Here is a 13,320-nt window from a genome sequence, read left to right as displayed (position 1 = left end):
TAGAAATTTGAAATATAATAAAGAATTTGAAGGAAGGAGAGCATGATTTTTACATTTAAAAAATATAAATTAAAAAATTCGTAAATTTCATGCAGAGAAATGGCTTTTTATAATAATAATTATTATGAGAATAATAGAACAAGAGCAAATAGAAAAATTATTCTTCGTGGTATAACTTTTCTTTTGGTAGTATTTATTGCGATATTTAATGTTGTGATTTTGTTTTCAAGAAAAGTAGATAAACTTATAACTGCTGATATTCAAGTAGAGACAGTAAAATTGCAAAATGCAATTAAAAAGTTTAATGAAGTTACAGGATCAAATCCTAAATTAGCAGGTCTTGAGGATAGTTTACAAAATGTAAAAAGTTCAGATGGAAAATATAATTTTGAAGCTTTTTATGGAAGGGATAAAATTTATGAAATTCCTGAAAGCATAAAGGATTCAAGAGAAAGAAGCAATAGAATTGTAACGAAAAAGGATAAAAAAGGTGGATGGGTTTACGATCAATTAAAAGGAACAATTTCACCAAATATTTAATATTACAAAATGAAAATGGGGGAGTTGAAAGAAACTTAGTTAGAAAGAAGATTAGGAAAAAATGAAATTTTCAAGTTTAGGAAGTGGAAGTAGTGGAAACTCAAGCTATATTGAAATGGGAAACAAGAAATTTCTTATAGATGCAGGATTTAGTGGAAAAAAAATTGTAGAAAAATTGAATAATATTGAAAAAAGGATTGAGGATGTAATGGGGATATTTGTGACACATGAGCATTCTGACCATATTCAAGGGCTTGGAGTTATATCAAGAAAATACGATATTCCAATTTATCTTCATGAAGTGACTTATAATGTAATTAAGGACAGAATTGGAAAAATTGAGAAAAAAAATTTAAATTTTATAAGAGATGAAAAAATTGTTATTGACAATTGCGTGATAAATAACTTTGAAGTAATGCACGATGCTGAAAAGTGCTTGGGATATACATTTGAATACAAAGGGAAAAAATTGTCCTACGCAAGTGATGTTGGCTGTGTAAACAATATTATTAAGGAAAATTTGAAAAATAGCGATGTAATTGTGCTGGAAAGTAATTATGACTATAATATGCTAATGACAGGGCCTTATCATTGGGAACTGAAAAATCGTGTGAAGGGAAGAAATGGACATTTGTCAAATGCAGAAGCATCAAAGCTGATTGGGCAGGTGCTTAGCGAGAAACTGAAAAAGGTTTATTTAATGCATATAAGCAAGGACAATAACACGCCAGAGCTGGCATATAATTCGCTGTATCAAATTTTGGAGCGGGAAAATAAAAGCCATTTGGAAATTGAAATTATTAACGAAGAGGGAACAGAAATTTATAAAATATAGAATATTAGAATAAAGAATAAGGAAAAAGTTATGTGGAATGACTTAAAGCTGGAAATCGACATTTGTACTAAATGTATATTAGAAAAAACTAGAATTAATCCAATTGTTGGCGAAGGGAATAAAAAGGCAGAAATTTTATTTGTGTTGGATAGCATAAGTGAGGAAGAGGATGTAAAGCAGAAACTTTTGATTGACAGAAATGGAAAATATTTTAAAAAATTTTTGGAGTATTCAAAGCTGGATTTGAAGAAATGTTATTTTACAACTCTCACAAAATGCAGTTCACATGGTAATTTAATCGAGAAAGACAGTATTTCAAAGTGTAATGAGTTTCTTGTAGCACAAATTGCCTTAATTAACCCAAGGTACATTGTAACAGTTGGAGAAAGAGCGACCAAATCACTTTTAGAAAATGTAAAAAAAGAGGATATAAAAGATTTGGTGGGGAAAGTGTTTGATTTTTATGGAGAAATTAAGGTTGTGCCGATTTACGATATTTCCTATTTGTTTAAAGCGACAGATAAGGAAAAATGGAAATTAATAAAAATTTTGGAAAAATTATAAAATAAGAAAGGAAATAAAATAAGAATGATAGGAATAGGAATTGTAGGATTACCAAACGTAGGAAAATCAACATTATTTAACGCAATAACAAAAACACAGAATGCAGAGGCGGCAAACTATCCATTTGCAACAATTGAGCCAAATGTAGGGCTTGTAAGCGTACCAGATCCACGTTTAAAAGATTTGGAGAAAGTAGTTAATCCAGAAAGAACGGTTGGAGCGACAGTTGAATTTGTAGATATTGCAGGACTTGTAAAAGGCGCATCAAAAGGGGAAGGACTAGGAAACCAGTTTTTATCAAACATTAGAAATACAGCTGCAATTTGTCAGGTTGTAAGATGTTTTGACGATGACAATATTATTCACGTTGAAGGAAGCGTTGATCCTATAAGAGATATTGAAACGATTAATGCAGAATTGATTTTTGCTGATTTAGACACAGTTGAAAGGGCAATTCAGAAAAATCAGAAGCTGGCTCGTGGAGGAAACGCAGAAGGAAAAGAATTAGTTGCAGTTCTTGAAAGATGTAAAGTTCATCTAGAAGAATTTAAATTATTAAAAACATTGGAATTTACCCAAAGAGAAGAAGAATTAATAAAAGTTTATCAATTTTTGACAATAAAGCCAATGATGTTTGCCGCAAATATTTCGGAAGAAGACTTGACGGCTGGAATTGAAAATGATTACGTAAAAAAAGTGCGTGAATTTGCAAAGCAGTATGACAGCGAAGTAGTAACTTTTTCAGCAAAAGTAGAAGCAGAATTAATTGAAATAGAAGACGAAGAAGAAAGACAAATGTTCATTGACGAATTAGGAATAAAAGAACCAAGCCTAAATAGACTAATTAGAGCAGGATTCAAATTGTTAGGACTAATCACATACTTTACCGCTGGAGTAAAAGAAGTAAGAGCATGGACAATAAAACAAGGAACAAACGCTCAAAAATCTGCCAGTGAAATTCATACAGACATTGAAAAAGGATTTATCAGAGCAGAAGTAGTATCTTTCGACAAATTCATCGAACTAAACGGATGGAACGGTGCAAAAGAAAAAGGTGCAATGAGACTGGAAGGAAAAGAGTACATTGTGCAAGATGGGGATGTAATGTTCTTCAGATTTAATGTTTAAGAAAATATTTATTAATTTTAGAAGCTCTTTTTTAAGTTTGTTGCTTATTAAGGAGCTTTTTTAAATTCTTTAGGAGAAAAAACTATGAAATATAATAAAGTTATGCTAGAAGAAATAGAAAGAGATATATTGAATGCAAAGTATGAGCAAGCAGCAAAAAAATTTAAAAATATGAATAATGAAGAGATACACGATATAATTTGGTTTAATATTGCAGATAGATTGGAGAGTTTGACTGTTTATGGCTTTACACAATATATGTTTAAAAAAACAGAAAATACAATTTGGTTAAGTTTATCAGTAGTTATAATGTCTTTTACATTATGTTGGATGGAGGGTGCTTATGCTGTTGGAATTTTTCATGCTAGAGAATTAGTGTCGCTAGAAAAAAATATTGATAATTTGATATTATTATTAAGTTTTTATGGACTTCCAGAACGTTTAATGAAGGAAGAGGAAGCAGAAAGTATAGCCAAAGAAATATTAAAATTAGATAAAAATAATGAAATAGCACTTAACGTATTAAATGAAGTTTCAAAATCTAAATAAGAATACAGAGAATATTAGGTTTTAAGCAACAAATAGAAATTTGATAAGATAATTTTCAAAATAATTTTAAGTTGCGTATTTTATAAATAATAATTATTGAAATTAAATTAAAAATATAGTATAATAAAAAATATATTAATATTTAATTAATAAAAATTGTTACAAAAATACTTTCTTAAGTATAAAAATTAATAATTATTTCTAATTTTTGCAAGAAGATTTGTTGTTAATAAAGATTTTTTGATAATTTATAAATTTTTCTTTTTATAACGTAAAGGGGATCAATTGCCATCCCCTTTACAATCCCCGCTCGTCTAAGTATTTTTTTGAAACAAAAACGAAACTCGCTACGTAAAACGTCGCTCAAACAGTCGTTTTTATTTAAAAAAAATCACGACACTTTAAATTTAATTATAACAATTATAATAAAAAGAATAATAAGCAAAATTTTGTTAGAAAAAAATAGCTGTTTGAGCTTTTGGATAAAATTATAAATTGGATGTGTTTATTTATATTTGAAATAACTTTTATTCAAAAGCGAGTTCTATTTTTTTCTATAAAAAAGTTTTGCGTAAAGCGGGGGTTGTAAGGGCATGGCGATTGATGCCCTTACGTTAAAAAAATTTTGAAAAATATAAATAAAAAAATAATTATTAGTCAAAAAAATCTGAAATTTAAAAATCTTTTATTTTTGTACTTAAGGATTAAACTGTAAAATGATTGTTAAATAAAATTAATAAAAGGAAATAATTGAGGTGGTAAAAATGAGTAAAGATGTAAATGTTGAAAATATGTATGAAGGGAAAAATATTGGAATCATACTGAATAAAACAAAGTTAGAGAATTTTGTGATTCAGGAATTTGTGTTGGATGAAAATATTAATGAACATCAGAAGCTGGAAATTCAATTGGAAATGGATGATGAGCAGAGAAAAAATTTAGAAAGAATTATTAAAAAGGAAGATGTTGGGATTGAAATTGAGCTTGCTAATGTAGATAAGGATGTCAAAAGAAGAGTTTTTAGTGGGATTGTTGATTATTTTGAGATTTTGGATTATGGGAGTTATGGGTGCAGAATTTTGATGAGGGCGTTTTCTAAGAGTGTGCTTTTTGACAGGAAAAACGAGAAAAAGTACAGGGTTTTTCAGGATAGAAATTTAATGTTTTCAGATATAATTGATGAGATTAATAAGGATTATGCTGATAAAAAGTTGGAAATAAAATATTCTGATATTGCGAAAAAGCAGATAGGCAGTTTGATTGTTCAGTTTGATGAAACAGACTGGGAATTTTTGGTAAGACTTGCAAGTCAATTAAAAACGGGGATGTTTGTAATTGAACAGGGAATAATATTGTTTGGAATCGTAGAAATGGGAGAGATTAAGAAGGAAAATAAATATTTTTCAGATTATTCGCTGGTAAGAGATTATAAAAATCTATATTATAAAGTGCAGTCAAATAAAGTAATAAATTTGGGAGATACTGTTTCTATTTCTGAAAACGCTATAGAAAATGAAGGAAATGATAAAGATTCTAGTGGGAATAGAGGCAATTTTTCTGTATTAAAAACTAAGATATTTTTGAAGGATTTTATTTTAAAAAGTGAATTTTTGGCAACAGATATGAAGAGTTATCACATATTCAAGAAATATAATGAAAAAATAAAAGGGTGCAGAATTGAAGCAAATGTTGAACGGGTGTTTGAAGATGGTGGAATTGCGAAAATGGAAGTCAGATTTTCAGAGGGGCTGAAAAAAATTGTTCAGGAAAGAAGCAATGAGGAAAGTAATGATAAAGCCTACGATGATTATGGGATAAAAAGATTTCCATTAAGCTATCAGACTTTTTATTCGCAGACAAATACTGGATTTTTCTGTACCCCCGAAGTAAATGATACTGTGGAAGTTTATTTTCCAAATGAAGACGAGCGATTTGCAAAAGTGTCGTGGGCAATAAACAATAAAGGAAATGGAAGGTTTAGTGATTATACCAAAAGAAATTTTCAGGTTAATCAGAGTGATTTTAATTTTAGCTTGAATTTGAACAGTTTTGAAGTGAAAACGGCTGAGAAATATAGCGTAGAATCACCAAATATAGTTGAAAATGCAGATAATTTTGTAAATAAGGCTAATCAAAATATGATAGTGGCTTCTAATAATTATTTGGGGATAGAGTCGATTGGGGATGCTGATTTTTATGGCTCTAAGATAAATATTATTGGGAAAGAGAAGGAAATAACGATGGAATCATTAAGTTCAGATGTTAGAATTAAAGGGAAAAAAGTTCACAGTAATTAATAGCAGTTAATAAAAAAATACAGGAGAATAATAAGATTAGTTAAAGCTTACTGTTCTTCCTGTATTGAAAAGATTTTAGTATAATTTATTTTTTTCTTTTGTTTCTTATAAATTGTATAAAAGTTATAATTTCCCGTTTTTCTGTATCTGTGTAATTTTGGGAGTTTAAAACATATTCATCTAAATCATCATCTGGAATTAAATCAGTTTGCCGATTTAAGAAATAACTCGTGATTGCTCCCGTAATCATTCCAAAAGTTCCCATTCCAATCAGTATCAGAAAAATAGCAATTATTCTTCCAATAAATGTATGCGGATAGACATCTCCATAACCAACAGTAGTTGCAGTTATAAAAGCCCACCATAGGCTATTAAAATAAGAGAGTTTTTCGACATAGGAAACTATTAGGGCAGATACTATGATTCCAAGTACAGCAAATATTAACAAATAAATAAGTCCATTTGCTCTCAAGATTTTTTTTATTTTTTTGTAGAATTTTTTTACAGACAAATAAGCTTTTGTCAGCTTTAAATGCTTAAAAACTCTTGCTAAACGTCTAATCTTAAAAATTCTGAATAGCCTAAAAATAGAATAATACGGAATAATTGAGATTAAATCAGGAATATTGCTTTCAATAAAATCTAATTTATTGTCTGAATTTGTAAAACGTATAAAATAATCCACTGCAAAAATTAAATAAATTGATACATCAATAAATTCCAGGATTGGATTATTAAAAATGCTAATATCGCCATGTAAATCTAAAAGTGTAGTGACAAAGCTGTATAATGCCAAGAAAATAAAAATAACCTGATAACTTATACGAAATCTTTTGTTTTTATGTAATTTTTCAATTTTCTTTTTCATAAAAACTCCTGTTTTATTTAATAACTTTTCTATATGTTACTAATAACGGATTCCAAACACTTGCATTTGTTGGGGAATATGCAAAGTCAATTTCTATGAATTTTTCAATAGGTGTTTCAAGAGCAATAACAATAGCCATTTGATCTACAAATTGTGCTACTGCTTCTTTTCCTACCATTGCTCCACCAAGAACAATTTTTCTGTCTTTATCGTAAATAATTTCGGCACTTGCAGGAACAGAGTCTTCAAAGCCAGAATTTTTATACATTGCTTTCATTGAAACTACATCGGCATTGTATCCTAATTGCAGAGCTTCTTTTAGAGAAAGTCCAGTTTGTGCTAGTTTTACATCATAAAATGAAGTTGCAAAAGAACGGATTAACCCTTTCCAGCTCACATCTTTTCCAGATAAGTGTTTTGCAAGGAACATTCCATGCTTGTTTGCTACATCTCCAAATGGAGCATATAAATTTCTATCAGTTTTGTAATATTTGTTAAAAACGCAATCTCCAATGGCATATACATCTTTAATATTTGTCTCAAATTTATCATTTACAACAATTTTCCCAGAATCAGTTTTTAATTCTTTTGGTAAGAAATCAATGTTTGGAGTAATTCCAATACTAAATAGTGCAATATCAAAGTCTACAGTTTCCCCATTATCCAATTTTACTGATTTTGTTATATTATTTTCAGAAATTATTTCTGAAACACCAGAGTTTAATTTTAATTCAACATCATTATTTTCTATTTCTTTATAAATTCTTTTTTTCAAGTTTTCAGAAACATTTGGAAAAATTTGATCAGCCTTTTCAATAAGTGTAACGTTTAATCCATTTTTTCTGAATGATTCAGCCATTTCAAGCCCAATGAAACCAGCTCCTATAACAACTGCATTTTTTAATTTTGATTTATTTTCATTAAGATAATCTTTTATTTTAAAGGCATGTTCTGCATGAGATAAAGTAAACACATTTTCCAGATCCTTTGAATATCCAGTAATATTTGGCACAAATGATTTTGCCCCAACGGCAATTACTAGTTTGTCGTAAAAGATTATTCCATTAATTTCATCTCCTTTTACTGTTATAGTTTTATTTTGAAAATTTATTTCTGTAACTTCGTGATGAATTTTTACTTCAATTCCACGATTTATAAAATCTTCAGGTGTTCCGTGCAGAACATCACTTTTCTTCAATTCATCAGCAATGAAATAAGGTGTTGGACATCCAGCCCAAGCTACATAAGAGGATTTTTCAAATAAAATAACCTCATCTTCAGGATTTGCTTTTTTATATTGAGTCGAAAACATCATTCCAGCTGCTCCGCCTCCAATTACAACTATTTTCATAATATTTTTTGTATGATAATTTAAGAATCATACACTCCTTTCATTTTATTATTTTTATTTTTGATTCATTTTGTTAAATAAATATCTAAGTCTGCTTGCTACCATGTTTATACCGACTTTGTTGTCTTTTCCACGCGGAATTATAACATCAGCATATCTTTTGGAAGGTTCAACAAACTCCAAGTGCATAGGCTTTACAGTATCAATATATTGATTTTTTATACTTTCAAAACTTCTTGCCCGCTCGTTTAAATCCCGCTCAATTCTTCTAAGCAGCCTTTCATCATCATCAGTGTCAACAAAAATTTTTGTATCAAAAAGACTTCTGATTTTTTCCATTGCAAGTACTAAAATACCTTCAACAATGATTATATTTGCAGGTTCAATATGCTGAGTTTCATTAACCCTGTTGTGAACCTGGAAATCATAAATAGGCTTTTCGATAGATTTTCCATCTTTTAATGCCAGTATATGCTTTTCGAGCAAGTTAAAATCAATTGCATCAGGATGATCATAATTTAACTTAGCCCTTTCTTCATAAGTTAGATGATCATTTCTCTTATAATAAGAATCTTGTTCCAGCAAAATCGAATGAATTCCCGTTCTTTCTAAATTTTTGATAATAGCTTGAGTTACACTAGTCTTACCAGAACCAGTACCTCCAGCAATTCCAACAATTATAGTTTGATAGCTCATAAAAATATTTCCTCCTGAATAGATTTTTGTAATTTTTGAATTTTTTAGAAGAATTGTATATTGTTGTATTTTTTTATAATTTTATCATTTTTTTTGCAGTTTTACAATAATGTAAAGGTTTAAAATTTTATATTTTTTAAAAATTAAAAAATAAATAAAAATATTTGAAAAAAATTTAATTATATGATAAAATTAAAATGTAATTAAATATTGGAGGGGTTATGAATAGAGAGAATGAAATTTTTGAGAAAGAAATGCTTGGAAAAAGTCTGAGAGAGATGTTTTTTGAGATGAATGTGGAGATGCAGGAGAGATTTCGGGAAATCAAAGATAAGTTTTTAGAAGCAAAAATTAATGAGAGTTCCGAATATGAAGATATTTTTGTTGAAACAGTACTAGTGGAAAAAGAAGATGTATTTAAAATGGATGGAGTGTTTTTTCCTGTGGTTGATAAAATAGATATTATTGATGAGAATTATAAGGATATTTATTTAGAAAATGTCTATTTAAATTTGGATTTACGTAAGATTAATGAGGTTTTGGAAAGAGAATTTTTTGGATGGATAGACATTGACGGAGATAATTATGAGGTTAAAGTCAGGTTTGTAAAAGATGAGAGATATTTTGACGAAATAAAAAAATTGTATAATTCTTTTGAACTTAATGGAAAAAATGGAAAACTATTAATATGGCGCATTTTATGAGGTGTTATAAGATTAAACTGGCTGAGTATGGTTTTGATATGTCGCAGGATATTTTGGAGAAAATTCAAAATGGAAAATATGAGATTACTTATGATTTTGAAGAAATTCAGGATAAAGCTCTAAGAGATAGGGAATTGCTTTGGAATATTGAAAAGAAAAATATAATAAGCACCATTTTTGTACGTCCGACAAAAATTGACATATCTTTTGAATATACAATAAATTTTGAAAGTGATGAACAGATTTTGGTATCAAATAATGAAAATCAAGATATTTTGTGTTGCTATTACAGCGGAAAAAACAAATTAAATATTCTTTCAAAGAAAAATAAAGGCGATATTTGGGATGTATTTTCAGTAAAGCCAATCGAAAAATGCATAAAAATTCTTGAACTTTATGGAAAAAGTAGCGAGAATCAGGAAAATTATTTTCATTTTACAAATTTTAGAAATAAGAGCTTTATCGATAAAATTCAAACAAAAAATAGAAATACTAGAAGCCGTGCATTTTTAGAAAAATATTTTTGGAATATGAATTTACAAAAGATAAAATTTTGTTAAAAGATATTAATTTTAAAGAAAACATTGAAAAAAATATAGATACTTATGACTGTAATGAAAGTTTGAAAAATGATTTTCAAAAGGGATATTCTGATAAAAAGCCAAAGATGAATTTGTTTGTGGAAATAAAGGATTTTGATGATTATTCAGAAGATAAAGTGAGTTTTTTAATTTCAGAAATTCAAAATGACTATAATGAATTTGAATGCAGGGGGTACCTGTATGGCGAATAAAAATAAAAAAGGATACGCATATATATGGGCAGTTCCTCCAAATGTGCAATTTGAACTGGGAAATAACGTTTCGGCATATATCGAGGTAAATGCAGATTTTTTGAATAATAAATTTGAAAAAAACAAGACTGTAAAAGTGAATCCTTATGTGAGATTTAATAAGATTTTTACCAGTTTTGTGAATTATTATAATAATTTTTTTGAGTTTGAAAATAAACTGGAGAAAGATACTAAAATTAAAAATCTGACAATGGAGAATGTACCTAAAAAAGAGTCTAAAATAAATAGTTTTAGACGTAGGAACAACATAGTTAAAGAAGAAAAGGAAAATATATCAGTTTTAAGAAATTTTAAGAAAAATATTGAAAATAATGCGATAAATTATTTGCAGGAACTTGATTTTGTGAGTGGAACAACGGTAATTGATGTTATTTGCGAAAAAATTTTGGAAGATATAAAAAAAGGAATTCTAGGAATAAGCTTGAAAAAGTATTTTTTATTTTTGAATAGCGAAGAACAGCAATATATAGCACTTTTAATTTATAATGAAAAAATAAATAATGTAAATTGCATGAAAAATTTTAGATTGGGAATAAAATATTTTTTTATTGATTCTCTTATTTATAGACAAAAATCAGAAAGAAATAAAATAATAGTTTATATAAATAAACCAAAAAATAAGGTAAATATTGCAAAAATAAAGACTTTGGAATTACTGTTCCTGGAACTTGGAATGGAATTAAAAGTATTTTGGGAAAATCATTTTGGAGTTGTAAATGTTGATGAAACAGTAAAAATTGATGAAATAGCAGTTTTTTAGAAAAATGAAGGGGTGGAATAAATGAAATATAGATTGAAAATTACAGATGAGGAAAATAAAAAGGAAATAAATGTAAGTGAAGATGAAATTATGGAAGTAAAATATAAAATCGGTCTTGCAGAAGATACAAATCTCGCAAATAGCAGAAGCACAGTAGAAATGGAAATAATCGGAAAAATTATTTCAAATTTGGAAAATACAGGAAATAATTTAGAAAATGAGAGCATAAATGATGATTTGTATGAAAGAAATAAAAAGAATATAATAGATTTAGTGGAATGGGCAGAATCATATCTGGAAAAAAGTGATTACAGAAATTTGGAAATGTTTGTTGATTTGGGTTCAAATAAAAAAATGGATTTAAAATTTACAAATATGTTTGTATATAATTTTTCGCAGGAAATGAGCATTGAAAAAGGGATAGGAATTTTTAAATTGAAGTTGAGACAAAAATTTCATCAGAAAAATAAATTGGACATAAAATAACACTTAAATTAAAATTTTGTGGTATAATAAAAATGTGAATATTTTTAAATAAACTTAAAAATTATTTGTAAAAAAATTACAAAATTTATTTTAGGAGGATCATACTATGTTAGATATAGAGGTTTTAAACGAAAAAAACAAACTTGAAAGACGTTTTGGAATATGATAACAACTTTATTAATAATTTGATATTAAAAGAATTAGATAAAATAGAAGAAAATGAACAAATTTTCAAATCAGAAATAAAAAGAATAGTGAAGTTATCTGAAAAAGCTAAAAAATCCCCAATGATACCTCTTGAAGATTTTGGAAAGAAAATGGGATTTTAAGTGAAATACAGAGTATTGTTATCTAAATATGCAGCAAAAAAATTACAAAAGATGGATAAAAATACAAGTAAAAAAATTTATGATTTTCTGAAAAAAATAAACAATTCTGAAAATCCAAGAATCAAAGGGTAGGCTTTGAGCCATAATTTAAAAGGATATTGGAAGTACAAACCATTAAAAAATTACAGGATAATAGTTGAAATACAAGATGATGAATTAATAGTTTTAGCTGTTGAAATAGAGCATAGAAGTAAAGTATATTTGATTTTGAATAAATTAAAAAAATCATTTTTAAAATAAATAATGATAAATTCAAATATAGGGAGATGAGTTTTTATGAATAGAAATATTTTTATTACTGGAGCTACAAGTGGAATTGGGAAGGAAACAGCTTATGCCTTTGCGAAAAATGGGGATAATGTGATTTTGTGTGCTAGAAATATAGAAAAATTAAAAGAAATAAAGGCTGATATTGATAGAAAATATGGTACTAATGCGTATATTTTTGTTCTTGATGTTACGAAATATAATGATGTTGTTAAATTTACCAAAAAAATACTAGATGATGTGAAAAAGGTAGATATCCTTATAAATAATGCAGGACTTGCCTTGGGACTGGATAAATTTCAGGAATATGATATTGTGGATATTGAACGAATGATAGACACTAATATAAAAGGATTATTGTATGTTACAAGACAAATTTTACCAAGGATGGTTGCAAATGATGAGGGGCATATTATAAATATTGGCTCAACTGCTGGAATTTATGCTTATGCAGGAGCTGCCGTTTATTGTGCGACTAAATCGGCTGTAAAGGTTTTGAGTGATGGAATTAGAATTGATACCATTGATAAAAATATTAAAGTAACTACTGTTCAGCCTGGGATTGTGGAAACTAATTTTAGTAATGTAAGATTCCATGGGAATACAGAGCAGGCTAAGAAGGTTTATGAAGGAATTGAGGCATTGAAGCCGGAAGATATTGCAAATACAATAGTTTATATTGCAAATCAGCCAAAACACGTACAAATTTCAGATATTACAATAATGGCAACAAATCAGGCAACTGGATTTAATATTTACAGAAAAAATCAAAATAAATAATACTGGATAATAATGAATTTTTAAGGAAATAGTAGTATCTACATATAAAGAGATATACGGGATACAATAAATTCATTGACTTTTATAGGCAAGTTTAGTATAATATTCGTAGTTATTTTGTAAAAGTGGAAGTGTCGCCTAATGGTATGGCAGCAGCTTGGAAAGCTGTGGGCGGTTAAACGTCTTGTGGGTTCGAGTCCCTCTACTTCCGCCATTTATAAAAATAATTTGACAAATTAGTGAAAATATAGTA

At 28.1% G+C, this 13,320-nt stretch carries 18 protein-coding genes and 1 tRNA gene; 16 read left to right on the top strand and 3 right to left on the bottom strand.

Annotated features, from left to right (window positions below; translation table 11 throughout):
* The first annotated feature begins 99 nt into the window (after nt 1-99).
* The 6 genes from FVE75_RS05870 to FVE75_RS05845 all read left to right on the top strand — a co-directional run bounded on the left by FVE75_RS05870 (nt 100) and on the right by FVE75_RS05845 (nt 5,913).
* Nucleotides 100-540, top strand: coding sequence for a competence protein ComE (locus tag FVE75_RS05870; RefSeq protein ID WP_147005646.1), 441 nt, complete (start codon nt 100-102; stop codon nt 538-540).
* A gap of 61 nt (nt 541-601) precedes the next feature.
* Nucleotides 602-1,375 carry an MBL fold metallo-hydrolase gene (locus FVE75_RS05865; protein ID WP_147005645.1) on the top strand — a complete coding sequence of 258 codons (774 nt, stop codon included), beginning with the start codon at nt 602-604 and terminating at the stop codon, nt 1,373-1,375.
* A 30-nt stretch (nt 1,376-1,405) separates the two neighbouring features.
* Entirely contained in the window at nt 1,406-1,939 is a 534-nt protein-coding gene (locus FVE75_RS05860; RefSeq protein ID WP_147005644.1) for a uracil-DNA glycosylase, read from the top strand.
* 24 nt (nt 1,940-1,963) lie between these two features.
* A complete protein-coding gene (ychF, locus tag FVE75_RS05855; protein WP_006803975.1) occupies nt 1,964-3,067 on the top strand; it encodes a redox-regulated ATPase YchF in 1,104 nt (367 codons plus the stop codon).
* A gap of 84 nt (nt 3,068-3,151) precedes the next feature.
* Nucleotides 3,152-3,616: a hypothetical protein gene (locus tag FVE75_RS05850; protein WP_147005643.1), complete on the top strand. Its 465-nt coding sequence runs from the start codon at nt 3,152-3,154 to the stop codon at nt 3,614-3,616.
* Between the two features lie 764 nt (nt 3,617-4,380).
* A complete protein-coding gene (locus FVE75_RS05845) occupies nt 4,381-5,913 on the top strand; it encodes a contractile injection system protein, VgrG/Pvc8 family (protein ID WP_147005642.1) in 1,533 nt (510 codons plus the stop codon).
* A gap of 85 nt (nt 5,914-5,998) precedes the next feature.
* On the opposite strand, the gene FVE75_RS05840 is transcribed toward FVE75_RS05845, so the two are convergent.
* The 3 genes from FVE75_RS05840 to udk are packed head-to-tail and all read right to left on the bottom strand — an operon-like array spanning nt 5,999 to nt 8,828.
* On the bottom strand, nt 5,999-6,781 hold the full coding sequence (locus FVE75_RS05840; protein ID WP_147005641.1) for a potassium channel family protein: 783 nt from the start codon (nt 6,779-6,781) through the stop codon (nt 5,999-6,001).
* 13 nt (nt 6,782-6,794) lie between these two features.
* The gene (locus FVE75_RS05835; RefSeq protein WP_147005640.1) at nt 6,795-8,132 is read right to left on the bottom strand and encodes an FAD-dependent oxidoreductase; all 1,338 of its coding nucleotides are present in this window, start codon (nt 8,130-8,132) and stop codon (nt 6,795-6,797) included.
* Between the two features lie 54 nt (nt 8,133-8,186).
* Nucleotides 8,187-8,828: a uridine kinase gene (gene udk, locus FVE75_RS05830; RefSeq protein WP_021743808.1), complete on the bottom strand. Its 642-nt coding sequence runs from the start codon at nt 8,826-8,828 to the stop codon at nt 8,187-8,189.
* Between the two features lie 221 nt (nt 8,829-9,049).
* Here udk and FVE75_RS11415 point away from each other — a divergent pair, with 221 nt between their 5' ends.
* From FVE75_RS11415 to FVE75_RS05795, 10 genes are all read left to right on the top strand, one after another.
* Nucleotides 9,050-9,532, top strand: a complete 483-nt coding sequence (locus tag FVE75_RS11415; protein ID WP_232052464.1) for a hypothetical protein — start codon at nt 9,050-9,052, stop codon at nt 9,530-9,532.
* A complete protein-coding gene (locus tag FVE75_RS11410; RefSeq protein WP_232052463.1) occupies nt 9,529-10,092 on the top strand; it encodes a hypothetical protein in 564 nt (187 codons plus the stop codon). The genes FVE75_RS11415 and FVE75_RS11410 overlap by 4 nt, the downstream gene beginning before the upstream one ends.
* Entirely contained in the window at nt 10,086-10,325 is a 240-nt protein-coding gene (locus tag FVE75_RS11405; protein WP_232052462.1) for a hypothetical protein, read from the top strand. Before FVE75_RS11410 ends, FVE75_RS11405 begins: the two co-directional genes overlap by 7 nt.
* Nucleotides 10,315-11,145: a hypothetical protein gene (locus tag FVE75_RS05820; RefSeq protein ID WP_147005639.1), complete on the top strand. Its 831-nt coding sequence runs from the start codon at nt 10,315-10,317 to the stop codon at nt 11,143-11,145. The genes FVE75_RS11405 and FVE75_RS05820 overlap by 11 nt, the downstream gene beginning before the upstream one ends.
* Nucleotides 11,146-11,166: 21 nt before the next feature.
* Nucleotides 11,167-11,631, top strand: coding sequence for a hypothetical protein (locus tag FVE75_RS05815; protein WP_021769497.1), 465 nt, complete (start codon nt 11,167-11,169; stop codon nt 11,629-11,631).
* A 155-nt stretch (nt 11,632-11,786) separates the two neighbouring features.
* On the top strand, nt 11,787-11,960 hold the full coding sequence (locus FVE75_RS05810; protein WP_232052461.1) for a hypothetical protein: 174 nt from the start codon (nt 11,787-11,789) through the stop codon (nt 11,958-11,960).
* Nucleotides 11,961-12,092, top strand: a complete 132-nt coding sequence (locus FVE75_RS11700) for a type II toxin-antitoxin system RelE family toxin (RefSeq protein WP_269472147.1) — start codon at nt 11,961-11,963, stop codon at nt 12,090-12,092.
* Between the two features lie 3 nt (nt 12,093-12,095).
* Entirely contained in the window at nt 12,096-12,260 is a 165-nt protein-coding gene (locus FVE75_RS05805) for a type II toxin-antitoxin system RelE family toxin (RefSeq protein ID WP_147005638.1), read from the top strand.
* Between the two features lie 36 nt (nt 12,261-12,296).
* Nucleotides 12,297-13,067 (top strand): SDR family NAD(P)-dependent oxidoreductase, encoded by a 771-nt coding sequence (locus tag FVE75_RS05800; protein ID WP_147005637.1) that lies wholly within the window; start codon nt 12,297-12,299, stop codon nt 13,065-13,067.
* 127 nt (nt 13,068-13,194) lie between these two features.
* Nucleotides 13,195-13,281, top strand: a tRNA-Ser gene (locus FVE75_RS05795).
* Nucleotides 13,282-13,320 lie beyond the last annotated feature (39 nt).

The organism is Leptotrichia hongkongensis (assembly GCF_007990635.1).
GTDB lineage: Bacteria > Fusobacteriota > Fusobacteriia > Fusobacteriales > Leptotrichiaceae > Leptotrichia > Leptotrichia hongkongensis.
The sequence above is the reverse complement of the archived record's forward strand: the minus strand, read 5'-3'. Positions and strand labels throughout refer to the sequence as shown.

Excerpts from the sequence above, each read along its gene's own strand:
- FVE75_RS05870 (WP_147005646.1), top strand. The coding sequence starts at position 100 with ATGGCTTTTTATAATAATAATTATTATGAGAATAATAGAACAAGAGCA.
- FVE75_RS05865 (WP_147005645.1), top strand. The coding sequence starts at position 602 with ATGAAATTTTCAAGTTTAGGAAGTGGAAGTAGTGGAAACTCAAGCTAT.
- FVE75_RS05860 (WP_147005644.1), top strand. The coding sequence starts at position 1,406 with ATGTGGAATGACTTAAAGCTGGAAATCGACATTTGTACTAAATGTATA.
- ychF (WP_006803975.1), top strand. The coding sequence starts at position 1,964 with ATGATAGGAATAGGAATTGTAGGATTACCAAACGTAGGAAAATCAACA.
- FVE75_RS05850 (WP_147005643.1), top strand. The coding sequence starts at position 3,152 with ATGAAATATAATAAAGTTATGCTAGAAGAAATAGAAAGAGATATATTG.
- FVE75_RS05845 (WP_147005642.1), top strand. The coding sequence starts at position 4,381 with ATGAGTAAAGATGTAAATGTTGAAAATATGTATGAAGGGAAAAATATT.
- FVE75_RS05840 (WP_147005641.1), bottom strand. The coding sequence starts at position 6,781 with ATGAAAAAGAAAATTGAAAAATTACATAAAAACAAAAGATTTCGTATA.
- FVE75_RS05835 (WP_147005640.1), bottom strand. The coding sequence starts at position 8,132 with ATGAAAATAGTTGTAATTGGAGGCGGAGCAGCTGGAATGATGTTTTCG.
- udk (WP_021743808.1), bottom strand. The coding sequence starts at position 8,828 with ATGAGCTATCAAACTATAATTGTTGGAATTGCTGGAGGTACTGGTTCT.
- FVE75_RS11415 (WP_232052464.1), top strand. The coding sequence starts at position 9,050 with ATGAATAGAGAGAATGAAATTTTTGAGAAAGAAATGCTTGGAAAAAGT.
- FVE75_RS11410 (WP_232052463.1), top strand. The coding sequence starts at position 9,529 with ATGAGGTGTTATAAGATTAAACTGGCTGAGTATGGTTTTGATATGTCG.
- FVE75_RS05820 (WP_147005639.1), top strand. The coding sequence starts at position 10,315 with ATGGCGAATAAAAATAAAAAAGGATACGCATATATATGGGCAGTTCCT.
- FVE75_RS05815 (WP_021769497.1), top strand. The coding sequence starts at position 11,167 with ATGAAATATAGATTGAAAATTACAGATGAGGAAAATAAAAAGGAAATA.
- FVE75_RS05800 (WP_147005637.1), top strand. The coding sequence starts at position 12,297 with ATGAATAGAAATATTTTTATTACTGGAGCTACAAGTGGAATTGGGAAG.